The 17,991-nt window shown below is 69.6% G+C and carries 18 protein-coding genes; 14 read left to right on the top strand and 4 right to left on the bottom strand.

All coding sequences use genetic code 11. The features are described 5' to 3' along the window. Positions 1–2 precede the first annotated feature (2 nt). The 3 genes from ACIQJ5_RS16385 to ACIQJ5_RS16395 are packed head-to-tail and all read right to left on the bottom strand — an operon-like array spanning position 3 to position 3,352. Positions 3–383, bottom strand: coding sequence for a hypothetical protein (locus ACIQJ5_RS16385; protein ID WP_402845400.1), 381 nt, complete (start codon positions 381–383; stop codon positions 3–5). A 31-nt stretch (positions 384–414) separates the two neighbouring features. Then, positions 415–1,350: a serine hydrolase gene (locus ACIQJ5_RS16390; protein ID WP_231092455.1), complete on the bottom strand. Its 936-nt coding sequence runs from the start codon at positions 1,348–1,350 to the stop codon at positions 415–417. A gap of 37 nt (positions 1,351–1,387) precedes the next feature. Then, complete coding sequence (locus ACIQJ5_RS16395; RefSeq protein ID WP_402845402.1) at positions 1,388–3,352, bottom strand: M13 family metallopeptidase; 1,965 nt, start codon at positions 3,350–3,352, stop codon at positions 1,388–1,390. A 215-nt stretch (positions 3,353–3,567) separates the two neighbouring features. Between ACIQJ5_RS16395 and ACIQJ5_RS16400 the strand changes: the two genes are divergently transcribed. The 9 genes from ACIQJ5_RS16400 (at position 3,568) to ACIQJ5_RS16440 (ending at position 12,065) form a co-directional block, all read left to right on the top strand. Further along, positions 3,568–4,617, top strand: a complete 1,050-nt coding sequence (locus ACIQJ5_RS16400) for a response regulator (protein WP_402845404.1) — start codon at positions 3,568–3,570, stop codon at positions 4,615–4,617. Continuing rightward, entirely contained in the window at positions 4,617–5,603 is a 987-nt protein-coding gene (locus ACIQJ5_RS16405) for an ATP-grasp domain-containing protein (protein WP_402845488.1), read from the top strand. Before ACIQJ5_RS16400 ends, ACIQJ5_RS16405 begins: the two co-directional genes overlap by 1 nt. After that, the gene (locus tag ACIQJ5_RS16410) at positions 5,603–6,316 is read left to right on the top strand and encodes a PHP domain-containing protein (RefSeq protein ID WP_402845406.1); all 714 of its coding nucleotides are present in this window, start codon (positions 5,603–5,605) and stop codon (positions 6,314–6,316) included. Before ACIQJ5_RS16405 ends, ACIQJ5_RS16410 begins: the two co-directional genes overlap by 1 nt. Next, a complete protein-coding gene (locus ACIQJ5_RS16415) occupies positions 6,313–7,794 on the top strand; it encodes a glycosyltransferase (protein WP_402845408.1) in 1,482 nt (493 codons plus the stop codon). Before ACIQJ5_RS16410 ends, ACIQJ5_RS16415 begins: the two co-directional genes overlap by 4 nt. After that, complete coding sequence (locus ACIQJ5_RS16420; RefSeq protein ID WP_231092461.1) at positions 7,791–7,940, top strand: hypothetical protein; 150 nt, start codon at positions 7,791–7,793, stop codon at positions 7,938–7,940. The genes ACIQJ5_RS16415 and ACIQJ5_RS16420 overlap by 4 nt, the downstream gene beginning before the upstream one ends. Next, complete coding sequence (locus tag ACIQJ5_RS16425; RefSeq protein ID WP_231092462.1) at positions 7,937–8,284, top strand: response regulator; 348 nt, start codon at positions 7,937–7,939, stop codon at positions 8,282–8,284. Before ACIQJ5_RS16420 ends, ACIQJ5_RS16425 begins: the two co-directional genes overlap by 4 nt. Further along, a complete protein-coding gene (locus ACIQJ5_RS16430; RefSeq protein WP_231092463.1) occupies positions 8,281–10,005 on the top strand; it encodes a cell wall metabolism sensor histidine kinase WalK in 1,725 nt (574 codons plus the stop codon). Before ACIQJ5_RS16425 ends, ACIQJ5_RS16430 begins: the two co-directional genes overlap by 4 nt. A gap of 116 nt (positions 10,006–10,121) precedes the next feature. Continuing rightward, on the top strand, positions 10,122–11,438 hold the full coding sequence (locus tag ACIQJ5_RS16435) for an MATE family efflux transporter (protein WP_231092464.1): 1,317 nt from the start codon (positions 10,122–10,124) through the stop codon (positions 11,436–11,438). Positions 11,439–11,564: 126 nt separating this feature from the next. Continuing rightward, positions 11,565–12,065 (top strand): hypothetical protein, encoded by a 501-nt coding sequence (locus ACIQJ5_RS16440; RefSeq protein ID WP_402845411.1) that lies wholly within the window; start codon positions 11,565–11,567, stop codon positions 12,063–12,065. Between the two features lie 28 nt (positions 12,066–12,093). Here the strand turns inward: ACIQJ5_RS16440 and ACIQJ5_RS16445 are convergent, their stop codons facing one another. Beyond that, positions 12,094–12,714: a TrmH family RNA methyltransferase gene (locus ACIQJ5_RS16445; protein ID WP_402845413.1), complete on the bottom strand. Its 621-nt coding sequence runs from the start codon at positions 12,712–12,714 to the stop codon at positions 12,094–12,096. 147 nt (positions 12,715–12,861) lie between these two features. Between ACIQJ5_RS16445 and ACIQJ5_RS16450 the strand changes: the two genes are divergently transcribed. From ACIQJ5_RS16450 to ACIQJ5_RS16470, 5 genes are all read left to right on the top strand, one after another. Then, on the top strand, positions 12,862–14,106 hold the full coding sequence (locus tag ACIQJ5_RS16450; protein ID WP_402845415.1) for an Nramp family divalent metal transporter: 1,245 nt from the start codon (positions 12,862–12,864) through the stop codon (positions 14,104–14,106). Between the two features lie 40 nt (positions 14,107–14,146). Next, complete coding sequence (locus ACIQJ5_RS16455; RefSeq protein ID WP_402845417.1) at positions 14,147–14,764, top strand: hypothetical protein; 618 nt, start codon at positions 14,147–14,149, stop codon at positions 14,762–14,764. A gap of 601 nt (positions 14,765–15,365) precedes the next feature. Next, positions 15,366–16,109: a copper resistance protein CopC gene (locus ACIQJ5_RS16460; RefSeq protein ID WP_402845419.1), complete on the top strand. Its 744-nt coding sequence runs from the start codon at positions 15,366–15,368 to the stop codon at positions 16,107–16,109. Then, positions 16,106–16,702, top strand: a complete 597-nt coding sequence (locus ACIQJ5_RS16465; protein ID WP_231092470.1) for a copper chaperone PCu(A)C — start codon at positions 16,106–16,108, stop codon at positions 16,700–16,702. Before ACIQJ5_RS16460 ends, ACIQJ5_RS16465 begins: the two co-directional genes overlap by 4 nt. Then, positions 16,699–17,955, top strand: a complete 1,257-nt coding sequence (locus ACIQJ5_RS16470; protein WP_231092471.1) for a Dyp-type peroxidase — start codon at positions 16,699–16,701, stop codon at positions 17,953–17,955. The genes ACIQJ5_RS16465 and ACIQJ5_RS16470 overlap by 4 nt, the downstream gene beginning before the upstream one ends. The last annotated feature ends 36 nt before the right edge of the window (positions 17,956–17,991 follow it).

Genomic DNA, 17,991 nt, shown 5'->3' on the forward strand with positions numbered 1-17,991 from the left:
ACTCACCCCCAGGGGCTGACCGGCTGCTCGCCGGGCTCCGGGTGGCGCAGCGTCCGGGGTGCGGGCCATTCCAGCTCGATCAGCTGGACCGGCACGTCGATGGCACCGAAGTCGTCGGTCTTGACGACGACGCGTTCGGGGGTCACCTCCACCAGCCGCACCGCCCAGGCACCGCCGTCCTCGCGATCGAGCACCCACTTGTCGGCGAGCCAGCTGAGGCCGATGGAGTCCAGCGAAGCCTCGGCGTCCAGCCAGTCGACCACCCCGGGCACCTCGCGGCCGAGCAGGTTCACGGCCACCCAGGCATCTCCCTCGGGGCGGATCCAGCCGAGCAGCTCGCGATCTTCGGCACGGCGGTGCTCGGTCCAGTCTTCGGGGATCATGTGCACATCGTAGGTGCAACGGTCGTCAGAGCTAGTGCACGTACTCCATGAGCTCGAGTCCGAGGATCCGCAGCGCCTCCGCCACCTGCAGGCGGTGCGCCGACGACAGATCGTCGAAGGCCGCCGTCACCGCGTACGCCACCCCTGCCCGCGGACCCGCGAGCACGCCCGCCTCGCTGCGGACGCCGTCCGCCCGGCCGGTCTTGTTGACGAACAGCAGCCGGTGCTTGTCATCCTCGTGATCGTAGGGATCGAGTCCCGTCGCCGCCCCCACCATGCTGAGGTCGGTGGCCAGATTCAGCCACTCCCCCACCTGGGCGCTGACGGCAGCATCCACCGCGGCCCCGTTGACGATGAGAGTCATCAGCTCGGCGAGTTCGCGCGTGGTGCCGAGGGCGAACTGCGGGGCGTCATCCGGGCCACGGGTGTCCCGGTGTTCGTCGAGCACCGCGAGGTGGGCGAGACCGAGTGCTTCCAGACGGGAGCTGACGGCGGGCAGCCCCACCTGCGCGAGCAGCGCGTTCGTCGCCGCCTGATCGCCCACGGCTGCAGACAACACGGCGAGGTCGGACAGCGACAGCGTTGAGGCGCGCAGGTGCGCCCACAGGCCGCGAGAGACCGAGCCACTCAGCGCGGAGCGCTCCACGGTGGCCGCGGGATCCAGCCGGCCATCGCGGAACGCGGCGGCAACCTCCACGAGGATGGCCACCGAGCCGACGTCCGCCACCGGCAGCGAGACGAAGTCGTCGCCGGCGAAGACGACCATGTCGTTGTCGAGGTCGCGCACGTGCGCCGACACCCGGGCGCCCGCACGTGCCAGATCGCTGAGCGCCGCGAGGGTGGCATCGAACGAGCGCTTCGTGGGGCCACCACGACGACGCGACACCGGCGCAGGCTGCGAGGCGCGGCTGGAACGGCGGGTGGGGCGCACTCCGCCCGCGTCGTCCGAACCCGCGGCCTCGATCATCCGCTGCTGCCTCCTCGTCCGGCTCAGGGCCGAACGGTCACCAGATCGTGACACGCTCGTCGGCCGGCAGGAAGAGGGCGTCCTTCTCGGTGACCTCGAACGCGTCGTAGAACGCATCGACGTTGCGGAGGATCTGGTTGCAGCGGAACTCGTTGGGCGAGTGCGGGTCGACCGTCAGGAGGCGGACCGCCTCAGCGTCGCGGATCTTCAGCTGCCACACCTGACCCCACGACAGCAGCAGGCGCTGCACGCCCGTGTAGCCGTCGATCACCGGCGCCTGCGCGCCCTCGAGCGAGAGCTCATACGCGCGCAGCGCGATGCCGAGACCACCGAGGTCGCCGATGTTCTCACCGATGGTGAGGGCGCCATTGACGTGGTGCTCCTCGCCGAGACCCAGCGGGGTGAGCTGGTCGTACTGCGCGATGAGGGACGCCGTGCGCTCCTCGAACGCCGCACGATCGGCATCGGTCCACCAGTCCTCGAGCTTGCCGTCGCCGTCGAAACGGCTGCCCTGGTCATCGAAGCCGTGGCCGATCTCGTGCCCAATCACCGCGCCGATGCCGCCGTAGTTCGCCGCAGCATCGCGATCCAGCTCGAAGAACGGGAACTGCAGGATAGCCGCCGGGAAGACGATCTCGTTCATCAGCGGGTTGTAGTACGCGTTGACCGTCTGCGGCGTCATCAGCCACTCGTCGCGGTCGATGGGCTGTCCCACGCGACGCACCTGACGGTCGTGCTCGAACTGGTTGGAGCGGAGCACGTTGCCCAGCAGGTCGTCGGCCGCGATCTCCAGTTCGTCGTATTCACGCCAGACGTCGGGGTAGCCGATCTTCGGGGTGAACTTCGACAGCTTGTCGAGCGCCTTCGCACGCGTCTCCGGCCCCATCCAGTCCAGCGTCTCGATGCTCTGGCGGTAGGCCTCGATGAGGTTGGCCACCAGCGTGTCCATCTCGGCCTTCGCCGCCGGCGGGAAGTGACGCTCCACGTAGACCTTGCCGATGGCGTCTCCCAGAGCGCCCTCCGCGAGCGAGACGCCCCGCTTCCAGCGAGCGCGGATCTCGGGGACACCGGTGAGGGCGGTGCCGTAGAAGGCGAAGTTCTCCTCGACGAACGCGCTGCCCAGGTACGGGGCTGCCGCGTGCACCAGGCGCCAGCGCAGCCACGCCCGCCAGTCGTCCAGTCGCTCGGCCACCAGGAGCGAGCCCAGCGACTCGGCGAAGCTCGGCTGGTAGAGCACGACCTCGGCGAAGGCGTCGGGCTGCGCCACCGCGACGGCATCGCGCCAGGGAGTCAGATCGACACCCGCGGCCTGCTGCAGCTCGTCCCAGGTGCGGAGGTTGTACGTGGCCACCGCGTCGCGGCTGCGGACGTTGTCCCAGTGGTGCGAGGCGATCTCGGTCTCCAGCGCGAACACCCGCTCGGCCTGCTCGTCGGCGTCCGAAACGTCCGCGAGGCGCAGCATGGCCGCGACGTGAGCGCGGAACTGGTCGCGGACGTCGGCGAAGTTCTCCAGCCGGTAGTAGCTCTCATCCGGCAGCGAGATGCCCGACTGGACCAGGAACGGAACGTAACGCTCGGGATTTCCCGGGTCGGGCTCGACGAACAGACCGAGCAGGGAGGCGATCCCTTCGCGATCCAGCGTGCCCAGCAGGTTCAGCAGCGATGAGACGTCGGTGACCGCCTCGACGCGGGCGAACTGCGCCTGCACGGGCGCGCTGCCGGCGGCCTCGATCGTGGCCTCGTCCATGAAGGAGGCATAGATGTCGCCGATCTTGCGTGCGGTGGTGCCGGGCTCGGCCTGCTGCGACTCCTCGACGATCTCGCGCACATGCTTCTCCGCGGCCTCGGCCAGCAGCATGAACGATCCCCAGCGAGCCTTGTCGGCGGGGATCTCGGTGCGATCGAGCCAGGTTCCGTTGACGAAGCGGTATAGGTCATCCTGCGGCCGGATGGTGGGGGAGAAGTCTTCCGTGAGCAGTCCAGAGCGCAGGTTTTCCGTCATGTCGACAAGGATATGTGCCGCGCCCGACATCGCGGCTGTGAAGCACCATTGCGTCATATCGGCGTCACATTGATGTTGCCGTCCATGCAGCGTCGCGGCGGTCTCGGGATGGCACGGGCCGGATCGACCCCGTTCCCCCGCGCCACGCCGGGGCCCGTATGCCGCGTGCATACCCATGCCAGAATCGACGTACCTCCCACCCCTCAAGGAGTGTCATGTCCCCCGAAGCGCCTCCGACAGCGCCCCGCGTCCTCGTGGTCGACGACGACCCGGACGTCGCCCTTCTGGTGAAAGTCCTGCTCGAACGTCGCGCCGGCGCGGAGGTCGAGGTCGCCACGAGCGGCGAATCCGCCCTGGCACGGGTGGGCGCCTTCCGCCCGGATCTGGTCGTCACGGACATCGAGATGCCCGGGCTCAGCGGCTTGGAGCTACTGGCCGAACTGCGCCGACGCATGCCCGGCGTCCCGGTGGTGGTCATGACCGCGCACGTCTCGGTCGAGTACGCCGTCTCGGCGCTGCGCGCCCAGGCCGACGAGTTCCTCACCAAGCCGCTGGACAATGCGCGCCTGGTGGAGGTCGTCCAGCGCCTGGCCGAGGAGGGTCGTGCACGCCGTGGCCATCGCCGCGGGACCGTGCTGGCGGTGGGCGCCCACCCGGATGACGTGGAGATCGGCGTGGGCGGGATCCTCGCCGCGCACGCCGCTGCCGGGGACGAGATCACCATCCTCACCCTGTCTCGCGGCTCGCGCGGCGGCAATGCCGACAGCAGACAGGGCGAGTCGCTGGCGGCCGCCGAGCTGCTCGGGGCGCGCCTGTTCCTCAAGGATCTGGTGGACACCGAGATCTCCGGCGGCGGGGCCACCGTCCGTCTCATCGAAGAGGTCGTCGCCGAGGTGCAGCCCACGGTCGTCTACACCCACAGCGTCCATGATCGTCACCAGGACCACCGTGCGGTGAGCGAGGCGACGACCGTCGCCACGCGGCGCGTCGGCACCGTCGCCTGCTATCAGAGCCCTTCGGCCACGATCGAGTTCCACCCGACCCGCTTCGTGCGGATCGAGGACTACCTGGATCGCAAGCTCGAGCTCTTGGCGTGCTTCGGCTCGCAGACCGCGTCCCGCGACTATCTGGCGCCCGACTTCGTCACGGCCACGGCCCGGTACTGGTCGCGTTTCGGGGGCGGCTCCGCGGTGGAGCCGCTGGAGATCCTCCGCGAGACCGCCGAATTCGTACGCGTGCACGCGTACGCCGAACAGGAGGCATGATGCCGATCCGCGTACTCGTGACAGGGGCCGGCGGCCCCGCCGGCGTCGCCGTCATCCGTTCCCTGCTCACGCGCACGGATGTCACGGTCTTCGCCGCCGACATGGACGGCTGGGCGAGCGGCATCTACCTCGTTCCCGCCCCGCAGCGGCGTCTGGTACCTCCGGGCGCGGACGCCGGCTTCGTCCCCGCCCTGGCACGACTGGTGCGCGAGGACCACCTCGACCTGGTGATCTCCACCGTCGACGTCGAGCTGATCGAGCTGGCGGATCGCCGTGGCGAGCTCGCACCCGCCGTGCTGGCGGCACCGACGGCAGACACCCTCGCCTGCGCGCTGGACAAGCTCGCCCTGGCGCGTCGCTGCCAGCACACCGGGCTGGTGCCGCGCACCGAGCCCGTCGGCCCGGACGCCCTCGCGGTGGACTGGACCTTCCCGGTGTTCGCCAAGCCGCGCCGGGGAGCCGGCAGCCGCGGCATCCGACTGGTCCCGGATCGCGCGGCCCTCGAAGCCCTGCCGGGTGACGCCGACCTCATCGTGCAGGACTTCCTGCCCGGCGACGAATACTCGGTGGACGTGATCGCCGATCACGACAGCCGTGTGGTGGCTGCAGTGCCGCGCACCCGCACACGGGTCGACTCCGGCGTGGCCATCGCCGGTCGCACCGTGCACGACCCTGAGCTGGAGGAGGCCGCAGCGCGCATCGCCGAGGCCATCGGGCTGGTGGGTGTCGCCAACGTGCAGTTGCGACGCGACCGCGACGGACGAGCGGTCCTGCTGGAAGTCAACCCCCGCTTCCCCGGAGCGCTGCCGCTCACGATCGCCGCAGGTGTGGACATCCCGTCCCTCGTGGTGGATCTATTCACCGGCGTGGACCTCCCGGACCGCCTGCCGTTCCGGGAGCTCGCCACGGTGCGCTTCCTGGAGGACGTGATCCTCGATCCCGCAGAGCTGCTGGAATCGGACCACGCCGGACACCAGGACGACTGATGCTCGAGATCCTGCGCGGCGACCATCACGTGCACTCCACGTTCTCCGACGATGCCGTCTCCACGCCGGAGGAGAACGTCGCGGCCGCGCACGCCGCAGGGCTCCGGGAAGTCCGCCTCGTCGATCACGTCCGCCGGAGCACGACGTGGGTTCCCGACTACGTCCGGGCGATGCGTGCCCTCGCCGTTCCGGACGGGCTGAAGGTGCGCACCGGCGTCGAGGCGAAGATCCTCGATCGCGACGGGACGCTCGACATCCCGCCACTGCCCGATGGCGTGGAGCGGATCCTGATCGCCGACCACCAGTTCCCCGCCGCGGAGGGTCCGCTCGGGCCGACCGAAGTGCGACGGCGCATCGATGCGGGATGGTCGATCGCCGATGTGCTGGACGACTACGTGGGTGCGCTCATCGCGGTGATGCAGCGCCACCCCGGCAACCAGCTCGCGCACTGCTTCTCGCTGCTTCCCAAGCTGGGCATCGAGGAGTCCGCCGTCGGTGAGGAGCGCCTCACCGCCTGGGCCGATGCCGCGCGGGCGACGGGCACCATCGTCGAGGTCAACGAGAAGTGGGCGTGCCCTGCCCCGGCCGCCCTCGCGGCAGCACGCCGCGCCGGTGTCGAGCTCGTGGCGGCCACCGACAGCCACACCGCCGGTGACGTGGGACGGTACGCCCGAGTCCGCGACCTGCTCGACGCGCTCGGTGACCCGCTGTGAACGGTTTCGACGTCGCGCTCATCGTGGTGCTGCTGGTGTGCGTGTTCCTGGGCACGATTCCGGTGCTGTCTTCGGCTTACCAGTTCCTGCTGCTCCCGCTGCACGCGGTGCGCAACCACTACGGCAGAGCACGTCCGCACACCCCGCGGGTCGCCGTGGTGATCCCGGCGTGGAACGAGGGGCTGGTGATCGGCTCGTCGATCGACCGCCTCCTCACCCTGGACTACCCGGAGGGCCTGCTACGCATCTTCGTCGTGGACGATGCCTCCACGGACGACACCCCGGCCGTGGTGCGCGAGCGCGCCGCACGCCATCCCGGCCGCGTGGTGCACCTGCGGCGCGAGGTGGGCGGCGAAGGCAAGGCCCACACCCTGAACCATGGGATCGGCCGGATCCTGGCGGACGACTGGGCCGACGCCGTGCTGATCATGGACGCCGACGTGATCTTCGCGCACGACTCGCTGCGCAAGATGGCACGTCACCTGGCGGACGAGCGCGTCGGCGCTGTCACCGCCTACATCGCGGAGGGCAGCGCGGATCGCAACTATCTGACGCGCTTCATCGCGATCGAGTACGTGATCTCCCAGCTGGCCGCACGACGCACGCAGAACGTGCAGGGAGCCATCGCGTGCCTCGCCGGAGGCGCTCAGCTGCACTCACGGGCCAACCTCGAGGCGATCGGCGGACGCATCCCCACGGGCACCCTCGCCGAGGACACCATGACCACCTTCGAAGGCCAGCTTCACGGGCGGCGCATGGTGTTCGAACCGCACGCGGTGGTGCTCGCGGAGGAGCCGCGGACGATCGATGCCCTGTGGAAGCAACGGCTGCGCTGGGCGCGCGGCAACGTGCAGCTCACCTCGATCTACAAGCGTCTGTGGTTCCGTCCCAGCCGCGAACACCGCCTCGGCAGCCTCTCATTCGGACTGGTCTGGTTCAGCATCCTGCTGCTGCCGGCGTTCATGCTGCTGGCATCCGCCGCCCTCCTCGTGCTGCTGATGCTGCACAGCGACATCGCTGAGGCGGCGTTTCGCTACATGTGGATCTTCACGGCGTGCGTCTACATCTATCTGATCGTCTTCTCCGTGCAGCTGGACCCCCGGATCGGATGGCACTCGTGGCGAGAAGCGATCCTGTTCCCGGGCATCGGCGCGGTGCTTCTCATGCTCGCGGCGCTCTTCCCGAACCTGCCCGAGTTCGTCGCGCAGACGGTGTTCGGGGTGACGCTGGGCCATCAGGGCCAGATCACCCTCCTCGTGATCTTCTATCTCTGGGGACCGGTGTCGATGCTGGGAGCGTGGGTGGCGCGCTTCGCCGAGCGGCTGCCCGGTGGCCGCTTCCTCGCCGGCCTCATGCTGTACGTGTTCGGCTACGGCTCGCTCCTGTGCGCCATCACCGTCGATTCGTACATCAAGGAATGGCGGCGCGCAGACGCGTCGTGGGTCAAGACCGAGAAGGTCGGAAGGGTCGCCTCATGAGCGCACACTCGCCCCGGGACGCGGAGAGGGACGCGCGGGACATCGCCCGTGACGCCCGCCGCGAGCGGCTGCTGATTCCGCAGGCGCTCATCGCCCTGATCGTCGTGGCGGCCGTGGTCGTCCTGCGCGAACTGCTGCTGCGATGATCTCGCGACCGCTTGCTCTCGTGGTCGAAGACAGCGAGGACCAGGTGGAGCTGCTCCGGCGCTACCTGGGTCGTGAGGGCTTCGACACCTTCGCCGCCTTGGACGCGGAGGCGGCCATCGCCGCGCTGGATGACATCTGCCCGCAGCTGGCGATCATCGATCTGCTGCTGCCGGGCATCTCCGGCGCGGAGTGCGCGCTCCGCGTGCGCGAACGTCACCCCGACTGCCGCCTGGTCATCAGCTCGGTGCTCGACGAGGCCGACTACCCCGCGGCTGACGCAGCGCTCCCGAAGCCGGTGCGAGGATCGGAATTCCACGACATGATGCAGCGGATGTACCCGTGAGCGGCACCCGCTCCGACCGCGCCCGCGTGCGCTGGTATGGCGTGATCGACGATCCGAACCCGCTCGTCAAGCAGCTCCCCACCATCGGGGCGGTCCTCGTCGCGCTGCTGCTGGTGCTGTCGATCCCCGGAATCGAGTTCAGCAACGCGCTGCTGGCGCTGATCGGGGTCGGCGTCGTGGCGGTGGCCACTGCGGGGGCCGCCGTGCTCAGCCGGCGCAGCGTGTCCGACGGGTGGTGGGTGCTCGCGATCCCGATGGTGGACATCCTCGCCATCGGCCTGTTCCGCGCCGGCACTGGCGGGACGACGTCCCTGTTCGGATCGCTCGTGCTCCTGCCCGTCGTGTGGCTGGCTGCCACTCCGGGGCGTCGTCACGTCTACATCGTCGCGGTGCTCACCTCCATCGCCCTCCTCATGCCCTACTTCGCGTCGCCGCCGAGCAACACGGTGGACTGGCTGCGCGGTGTGATCTCCCCCCTGGTCTTCGCGGCCGTCGCCGCAGTCGTCAACGAGCTGTCGCGCCAGCAGCGCCGGCAACTGCGCCGATCGGAGCGTCTGGTCACCGAGCGCACCCGCGCCCTGCGGGAGAACCAGGAGATCGTGCTGCGGCTGCGCGAATCGGAGCAGCGCTATCGAGGTCTCCTGGACTCCTACCAGAGCCTGTGGGCATCCATCACCGCCCAGGCGATGATCGCCACCGACCCCGAGGGAATCGTGGTCTCGTGGAACCCCGGCGCGCGCCGCCTGCTGGGCCACACCGAAGAGGAGGCGCTCGACGGGGTGAGCATCGAGCGGTTCTTCCCGGCGGGGTCGCTCGGGGGTTTCACGGGCATCGCCTCGGAGTCTCCTGTGACGGCGCTGTTCGCGATGGTCGATGCGGGTGCGGAGGTTGACGGCGACATCGACGCGATCACCGCGAGCGGCTCGGTGTTCCCGGCCCGCCTCACCGCCACGCCGCGTCGCGATGGAGCCGGCCGGCACATCGGGTACCTCCTCGTGCTCAGCGATGAGACCCGCACCGCCGAGATCGCGCGGATGAAGGACGAGTTCGTCGGAATGATCTCGCACGAGCTGCGCACCCCGTTGAGCTCGATCGTCGGATTCCTGGACCTCCTGCAGACCGACCCGGCAAGCCCGCTCACCGACGAGCAGCTCGGATTCGTGGAGGTGATCGAGCGCAACGCGCAGCGGCTGCTCAAGCTGGTCGGGGATCTGCTGTTCACCGCTCAGGTGGAATCCGGGCGATTCCCCGTCGAGCGCACCAGCATCGACCTGGGAAGCGTGGTCCGCTCCGCGGTCGCGTCCGCAGGTCCGCAGGCCGTGCGCGACGGCATCGAGCTGCACTCGGACGTGCCGGACGAGCCGGTGATCATCTCCGGTGACGCCGGGCGCCTCGGACAGGCGGTCGACAATCTGCTCTCCAACGCGCTGAAGTTCACGCGCGCGGGCGGGTCGGTGACCGTTGAGGTCGACTCCGACGCCGAAGCCACGGTGGTGCGTGTGCGCGACACCGGCATGGGCATCCCGCTCGACGAGCAGAAGAAGCTGTTCACCCGGTTCTTCCGCGCCTCCACGGCCACCCGCAACGCGGTTCCCGGTGTCGGGCTCGGGCTCACGATCACGCGCGCGATCGTGCTGGCCCACGGCGGCGAGATGAGCGTGACGAGCGAGGAGGGCGTCGGCACCGAGTTCCGCATCCGTCTTCCCCGCACGTCCCGCTGACCGCGACCCTGCGGCCCGTGTGACCCGCGACGCTTCCTTCCGGGGGCCAGAATCCCCGTAACGCCGGGATCCTCACCCGGGGACGGAAGTCCCACGGTGCCGAATAGGGTGGATTCGTGGCAGACACCCTCAATCGCGACATCCTGAGACTGGCTCTGCCCGCGCTCGGCGCCCTCATCGCCGAGCCGATGTTCCTCATCGTCGACTCCGCGCTCGTCGGCCACCTCGGCACCACTCCGCTCGCCGGTCTCGGCATCGCCTCCGCCGTGCTGCAGACCATCGTCGGTCTCATGGTGTTCCTCGCCTACTCCACCACCCCGGCGGTGGCGCGCCGATTCGGATCCGGCGACATGCGCTCGGCGGTCTCGGTCGGCATCGACGGCATGTGGCTGGCTCTCGGCCTGGGTGCGATCCTCGCGTTGATCGGCTACGGCGCCACCCCGTTCCTGGTTCAGTTGTTCGGCCCGACCGAGGCGGTGGCCCATCAGGCGGAGCAGTACCTGGGCATCTCGATGTGGGGCCTTCCGGCGATGCTCATCGTCTTCGCCGCCACCGGCCTGCTGCGCGGCATGCAGAACACCCTCATCACGCTGTGGATCGCCGGCGGCGGGTTCGCGCTGAACGCCCTGCTGAACGCCCTGTTCATCTACGGCTTCGGCTGGGGCATCGGCGGCTCGGCCTTCGGCACCGTGGTGGCGCAGTGGACCATGGTGGTGGCCTATGTGCTGATCGCTGCCCGGCTGGCCAAGCAGCACGGCGCCTCCCGGCGCCCGCAGCGTGAGGGCGTCCGCGGATCGGCGCGCTCCGGGGGATGGCTGTTCCTGCGGAGCCTGAGCCTGCGTGTCGCCCTTCTGGCAACCGTGGCCGTGATCACCGGTATCGGCACCGAGGAGCTTGCCGGTTATCAGGTGGTCTTCACGATCTTCTCCACCGCGGCGTTCGCCCTCGATGCCCTTGCCATCGCGGCACAGGCGCTCGTCGGCAAGCAACTCGGCGTGGGCGATCGGCGAGCGACCCAGGCGGTGCTTCGCCGCCTCCTCGGATGGGGTCTGTGGTTCGGCGTCATCGTGGGCGTCGTCATCGGCGCGCTCTCGGGCGTGATCGGCCTGCTCTTCACGGGCGACGCCGCCCTCGCCTCGCTGATCCAGCCCGCGCTCATCGTGCTGGCCGTCTCGCAGCCGATATGCGCGATCGTGTTCGTCCTCGACGGCATCCTCATCGGCGCGGGGGACGCGCGCTATCTGGCCGTGGCCGGGGTTCTGAACCTGGTGCCCATGGTGCCCGCCCTCGTCCTGGTCAGCGTGACGAGTCCGGCGGACGCCGCAGGGCTCGCGTGGGTGTCGGTCTGCTTCTTCGGCGTGTACATGATCGCGCGACTGCTCACGCTGGGCTGGCGGATCCGCGGCACGCAGTGGATGAACGCTCCGGTCTGATCGATGAAAGATCAGAAACGCACCGCGCACGCGGCTCGGAGGTGCGTTTTCCATCTTTCCCCGGCACTCGGCGACCTCGGGGCGGGTCGGCGGCATTCGCGCGGCGCAGCGGGTTAGCGTGGCAGCATGCGCCGCACCCTCGCCTTCGCAGCCCTCGCTCTCGCCGCGATCGGCATAGTGGGATGCACCGCGACCGCGGAGTCGGACAACAGCGCGCAGACCACGAGCACGCGGGTGCCGACTCCGGATCCCGTGATGACGGCGACGGCGCCGCCGTCACTGGATCAGATCGATCTGTCCTACTGGTCCGCGCAGGTCTTTGGCGCGGAGACGCCGCTCTGGCGCAAGGACGAGGTGCTCGCGCCAGGGCACGATGAAGAAGCCGACGTCACCGGCGGCGACGACGCCCGGGTCGACATCGCCTGCACCGGGTTCGGCGCGGCCACCGTCACCGTCGTCGTCACCTCGGCGGGCACTGCCGCCGCGCCGGAGTCGCTGACGTGCTCGCCCAATCTCGACCCCGACGCGGCCGTGCTGAGCATCGACGTGGTCGGCGGCACAACCACCACCGTCGCGATGTCCGCCAGCGCCGAAGCCGGCGTGGCGATGCAGTCCGTCGCGCGCTGACGCGGTCTGCGCGCACCAGGTCAGGGACTCAGTCCGCGTAGCGTCGGCACCACTCGTACATCACGACGGCGGCGGCAGCGCTGGCGTTGATGGATCGCGTCGATCCGTACTGGGTGATCTCGATGAATCCGTCCGCGCCCGCCAGGGCCTCCGGCGACAGGCCGGGTCCTTCCTGCCCGAACAGCAGGACGCATGCCTCCGGCAGTTCGGCGTGATTCACCGGCTGAGCGTCGCCGACGTTGTCCACGGCGATCACGGGGAGTTTCTCGCCACGCGCCCAGCTGAGGAACGAGGCCACGTCTTCGTGATGCACGACGTGCTGGTAGCGATCGGTGACCATCGCGCCCCGACGGTTCCAGCGACGGCGACCGATGATGTGCACCGTGTCGGCGAGGAAGGCGTTGGCGCTGCGCACGATGGAGCCGATGTTCATGTCGTGCTGCCAGTTCTCGATTGCCACGTGGAACGGGTGGCGGCGGGTGTCGAGGTCCGCCACGATGGCCGCCATGCTCCAGTACCGGTAGCGGTCGATCACGTTGCGGGTGTCGCCCTCGCGCAGGAGCTCCGGGTCGTACCAGGGGTCGGTCGGCCACTCCCCCGTCCAGGGCCCCACACCGTACGTGCTCTGTTCGGCAGTCTCCTCGCTCACCCCTCAACGGTAGTCGGCCCCAGACCGTTTCATTGCGCGCGAATGGCTCCATCGCGGGCCGAATAGGAACCTTTCGCACGCAATGAAACACGTCGGTGCCATCTGGACTTTTCGGCGTACCTAAATATCTGGCGTAGAGTTTTCGGCATGCCGAAAACTCTCGACGTTCCCCCCACCCGAGTCCCCCGCTCCGGCTGGCTGCTGGGCCCCGCACTGGTGGCCGGCATCGCCTACCTGGACCCCGGCAACGTCGCAAGCAACATGTCCGCCGGCGCCGAGTACGGCTTCCTGCTGGTGTGGGTCGTGGTGCTGGCGAACCTGATGGCGTGGCTCGTGCAGTACCTGTCCGCGAAGCTCGGGATCGTCACGGGTCAGAGCCTCGCCGAGCTCATCGGCGCACGGATGCGGAACCGGCCCGCGCGCATCGTCTACTGGTTGCAGGCCGAGCTCGTCGTGATGGCCACCGACATCGCCGAGGTGATCGGCGGCGCCGTGGCCCTCCACCTGCTATTCGGGGTGCCGCTCGTGCTGGGCGGGCTGATCACGGGAGTCGTGTCCCTCGGCCTGCTGATGCTGGCGTCGCGGCGCGGCATCCGTCCGTTCCAGCGCGTGATGATCGGGATGGTGGTGATCATCGCGATCGGCTTCAGCGCGGGAATGCTGCTCGCGCCACCCGACGCCGGTGACGTTCTCGGTGGCTTGGTGCCGCGTTTCGAGGGAAGCGGCTCCGTCCTCCTGGCGGCGTCGATTCTCGGGGCCACGGTCATGCCGCACGCGATCTACGCCCACTCCGCTCTGGTCCGGGACCGGTTCGGAGCCGACGACGGCACCCGGCCGCCCGTGGGACGGCTGCTGCGGGCCACGCGATGGGATGTGTCGATCGCGATGATCGCCGCGGGAAGCGTCAACCTCTGCATGCTGCTGCTCGCCGCGACCCACCTCCCCGGCGTGGCGGGTACCGACACGATCGAGGGCGCGCACGCGGCACTCGGCTCGGCCATGGGACCGGTGATCGCCACGCTGTTCGCCGTGGGACTGCTCGCCTCGGGGCTCGCGTCCACATCGGTCGGGGCGTACGCCGGTGCCGACGTGATGCACGGCCTGCTGAAGGTGGACGTACCGGTGCTGCTGCGCCGTGCGGTCACGCTGATCCCGGCGATCATCGTGCTGGGTCTCGACGTGGATCCCACCTTTGCGCTGGTGCTCAGCCAGGTGGTGCTCTCCTTCGGCATCCCGTTCGCGGTGATCCCGCTGGTGCGCCTGACCGCGCGCCGCGACGTGATGGGTGCGCAGCGCAACCACGTCATCACCAGTACGCTGGGGCTCCTCGTGGCGGCGGCGCTGATCGTGCTGAACGTGATGCTGCTCTGGCTGACCTTCACCGGCGGATGACCGGTTCTCGAACCGGCGCAGAACCTGATTGACTGGAGTCATGCGTCGGTCGCCGCTTCCCCGGATCGCACGCGGCTCGTCCGCGGCGTTCATCGCGACCTTCACCGCGCTCGTCTCCCACGTGGCCGCCGGCGGCGCTATGCCCGCTGCGACGGGTCTGATCGTGCCCCTTCTGCTTTCCGCGGCGGTGTGCATCCTGCTCGCGGGCCGGCGGCTCTCCGCCGTCCGGCTGAGCGTAGCGGTGCTGATCAGCCAGGGGATCTTCCACGTGCTGTTCGTGCTGGGCGCCGACCCGCTGATCGTCGGCCACCTGCACGGCGCTGAGCTCACTGCAGCCATGAGCGCGGCCGCCGCTTCGCCCACGACGACCATCGTGCCGACCACGGCCGCGATGTGGATGGGTCACGCGGTCGCGGCGGCTCTCACCATCACCGCCCTGCACCGGGGCGAGAGCGCGGTCCGATCCGGCCTCGCCCTGGTGCGGGAGATCGTCGCAGCCTCCGCGCGCCGCATGCGGCTGCTCCTCGGTGCCATCGCCACCCGACGTCCGGTGCGCACGCCGATCCCCGCTCCGCGCCGGATCGTGCCGCGCCCGGCTCCCCTGCTGCGATCTGTCCGCCGGCGCGGCCCGCCGCTCGCGCCTTTCGCCGTTTCCTGAGCGCACACCGCAGTGTGACTCTGCGCTGTGGCGCCCGACCACCTCGTGGCGCGGCACTCTGACGCACCGGCCGATGCCGGCTCCGCGCGTGAGCGCTCCGCGAAACGGAGGGCCGCGCACGGGCTCAAGGCGCACGCTGCGCCGCCGGCGAGTGAGCGCACGAGACGACGTTTCGCGCAGATCGTGTCGCCCACACGAGACGGCCTCGGGCTCTCAAGCACGCATGTCTGACACGTGTGCCGTTCACGGAGCTCGCGATCCGTCGCGGTGTGCGGGACGAGATTCGTGGTGTGCCATGCAGGTCTCGCTCCCGGGATGAGACCCGGAAGTCTCGCCCGCCGGACACGGAACGCATAGCTCACCCGCGGCGCACGGAACGCATGTCGGTTCGCGCCGGCTCCCGCCGACATCTGCGACGCGTTCGCGTGTCCGCGGATGCTGCGCGGGGCCGGTGCCCGGCGTCTCCGTCTCACCGCGCAAGTTCGGAAACCCCTCACGACAACGCAGCGCGCGAGCGTCACGTTCACGCTCACGCCACCTCTTCATCGCGCCTCCGCGCGCACCGACTCCGCCGGCTCTCCGGCACGACCGAAAGGCCCCCATGTCCACCACGTCCCCAGCCCGCTCCCGCCGGCACGTACGGCGAACGGCGGTGATGGCCGCCATCCTCGCGCTGCTCACCGTGTTCGCGCTGCCGACGGCGGCGTCCGCGCACGACCAGCTGATCTCCTCGGACCCCGCGGCTGACGCACAGCTCGACACCGCTCCGACCACCGTCACCCTCGAGTTCTCCGCCGCCATCATGACCACAGGTCTCGCGATGACCGTGGTGGATGCCGACGGTACGGATCACCTCGCCGATGCACCCATCGCAGACGGCACCACCGTGACCGCGACCCTCGACGCCCTCCCGGTCGGTGGGTATCAGGTGCGGTGGCGCGTGGTCTCCAGCGATGGGCACCCGATCAGCGGATACATCCCCTTCACCGTGGGGGATGCCGAACCGCTGCCGGTGCCTACCGCCGGGGAGGAGACCGCCTCCGACGGAGACACCGCAACCACGGACGACGACGAGACCATCACCACGGCCAGCACCGACTCCGCCGCGGGCTCCGACTCGGGTTCGGACGATCCGGCTGTGCTGCGCACCGTCCTGATCGGCGCCGCGGGCGCCATCGTCGCGGTCGGCGTGCTCGTCGTGATCGTCGTCCTCAACCGGCGCTCGCGCCGCGGGGATGACGCCCGCGACGACTCCACCACCGACACCACCTCGACCACTGACACCACCTCCACCACCTCCACCACCTCCACCACCTCCACCACTGACGAAAAGGCACACTCGTGAACATCTCCTCCCGCAGCGCTCTGATCACCGCCGGAGCGCTCGTCCTCTCTCTCGGCCTCGCCGGTTGCGCAGGCTCCGCCGACGCCGCCGCTCCCTCGGGCGGTGTGACCGCCGGCACCGCGTCAGAGGCGACAGCACCTCTCGCCCTGACCGATGCCTGGGCCAAGGCCGCGAAGGTGGGCGATATGACCGCCGCATTCGGCACGCTCACCAACGACGGCGACACCGATCTGACCGTCACGTCCGCCACCGTGGAGCTCGCGGGCACGGCCGCCGCGTCCGAGATCGAACTGCACGAGACCGTGATGGACGCCTCGGGGACCATGACGATGCGCCCGGTGGACGGCGGATTCACCGTGCCCGCACACGGTTCGCTCACCCTGGAGCCGGGCGGAAACCACATCATGCTGATGGGTCTGGCGTCCGACCTCGTCGCGGGTGACGAAGTGTCCATCACCCTCACCCTCACCGATGGATCGACGCTGTCGGTGACGGCGCCGGTGAAGGACTTCACAGGAGCCAATGAGACCTACGGGGGCGACGACATGAGCGGAATGGACCACGGCGAGCACACTTCGGATCCCACGCCATGACGTCGGGCGACCACTCCTCGATGCCACGTCGGCGCCTGGCGAGCCGGCGACAGTTCCTCCTCGGAGGAGCTGTCGCCGGCGTGGGGGCAGCGGTCGCGATCGGGGCGGACCAGTTGCTGGCCCGCCCCGCCGCACCCTCATCTGCCACGCCGCCCGCTGCCGCAGATGCTGCCGCCGAGCAGGTGCACGGCGCGGACATCGTGATGTTCCACGGGAAACACCAGGCCGGAATCGATACCCCGCCCGCAGCCCACGCGACGTTCCTCGGCCTCGATCTGCGAGAGGACGTCGATCGTGACGGGCTGCGCCGGCTCATGCGTGTGTTGTCGGATGACGCCGCCCGTCTCACGGCGGGTCGCGCGGCCCTGGCCGACACCGAGCCGGAACTCGGTGCGGCCCCCGCCCGGCTCACGGTGACCTTCGGCTTCGGTCCGGGCTTAGTCACGCGCGCGGGAGGCGCAGCCCCCGGCTGGCTCGCTCCGCTTCCCGCGTTCGGCATCGACCGGCTTCGGCCGGAGTACAGCGAGGGCGACCTGCTCCTCATCGTCTCCTCGGACGACGCGGTCACGCTGGCCCACGCCACCCGCATGCTGCTGAAGGACGCACGCTCGTTCGCCTCCGTGCGCTGGAGCCAGTCCGGATTCCGGCGTGCGCGGGGCACGGAGGCATCGGGCACCACGATGCGCAACCTGTTCGGGCAGGTCGACGGCACCAGCAATCTCGTCCCCGGCACGGCGGACTTCGATCGCCTGGTGTGGATCGACGACGGCTGGCTGGCCGGAGGCACGAGCTTCGTGCTGCGGCGCATCGAGATGAACCTGGACACGTGGGATGAGGTGGATCGAGCCGGTCGCGAGCAGTCCATGGGGCGCTTCCTCGACTCGGGTGCGCCCCTCACCGGGACGAAGGAGCACGATGAACCGGACTTCGCAGCGACCACCTCGCTCGGGTTCCCCGTGATCCCGGACTTCTCACACGTGCGCCGCGCGCGCAGCGACAATCCGGACGAGCGTATTCTCCGTCGGGCATACAACTACGACGAGCCGCCGGGCGGGGCAGCGGTGAGCCGTTCCGGACTGCTGTTCGGCTCATTCCAGGCGGATGTCTCCCGGCAGTTCACCCCACTGCAGCGCCGGCTGGACGAGCTGGACCTGCTCAACACGTGGACCACTCCGATCGGGTCGGCGGTCTTCGCCATCCCGCCCGGCTGCGAACCCGGCGGGTACGTCGGGGAGACTCTTCTCGACGCCTGAACCCCGTTCATCGTGCGCGAATGGCCCCTTCCCCCC

It is taken from the genome of Microbacterium sp. GXS0129, assembly GCF_044769785.1.
Classification (GTDB): Bacteria; Actinomycetota; Actinomycetes; order Actinomycetales; family Microbacteriaceae; genus Microbacterium; species Microbacterium nymphoidis.

Bases quoted from the DNA above. Each gene is read 5' to 3' on its own strand.
- ACIQJ5_RS16385 (WP_402845400.1), bottom strand. From the start codon at position 383: ATGATCCCCGAAGACTGGACCGAGCACCGCCGTGCCGAAGATCGCGAG.
- ACIQJ5_RS16390 (WP_231092455.1), bottom strand. From the start codon at position 1,350: ATGATCGAGGCCGCGGGTTCGGACGACGCGGGCGGAGTGCGCCCCACC.
- ACIQJ5_RS16395 (WP_402845402.1), bottom strand. From the start codon at position 3,352: ATGACGGAAAACCTGCGCTCTGGACTGCTCACGGAAGACTTCTCCCCC.
- ACIQJ5_RS16400 (WP_402845404.1), top strand. From the start codon at position 3,568: ATGTCCCCCGAAGCGCCTCCGACAGCGCCCCGCGTCCTCGTGGTCGAC.
- ACIQJ5_RS16405 (WP_402845488.1), top strand. From the start codon at position 4,617: ATGCCGATCCGCGTACTCGTGACAGGGGCCGGCGGCCCCGCCGGCGTC.
- ACIQJ5_RS16410 (WP_402845406.1), top strand. From the start codon at position 5,603: ATGCTCGAGATCCTGCGCGGCGACCATCACGTGCACTCCACGTTCTCC.
- ACIQJ5_RS16420 (WP_231092461.1), top strand. From the start codon at position 7,791: ATGAGCGCACACTCGCCCCGGGACGCGGAGAGGGACGCGCGGGACATC.
- ACIQJ5_RS16425 (WP_231092462.1), top strand. From the start codon at position 7,937: ATGATCTCGCGACCGCTTGCTCTCGTGGTCGAAGACAGCGAGGACCAG.
- ACIQJ5_RS16440 (WP_402845411.1), top strand. From the start codon at position 11,565: ATGCGCCGCACCCTCGCCTTCGCAGCCCTCGCTCTCGCCGCGATCGGC.
- ACIQJ5_RS16450 (WP_402845415.1), top strand. From the start codon at position 12,862: ATGCCGAAAACTCTCGACGTTCCCCCCACCCGAGTCCCCCGCTCCGGC.
- ACIQJ5_RS16455 (WP_402845417.1), top strand. From the start codon at position 14,147: ATGCGTCGGTCGCCGCTTCCCCGGATCGCACGCGGCTCGTCCGCGGCG.
- ACIQJ5_RS16460 (WP_402845419.1), top strand. From the start codon at position 15,366: ATGTCCACCACGTCCCCAGCCCGCTCCCGCCGGCACGTACGGCGAACG.
- ACIQJ5_RS16470 (WP_231092471.1), top strand. From the start codon at position 16,699: ATGACGTCGGGCGACCACTCCTCGATGCCACGTCGGCGCCTGGCGAGC.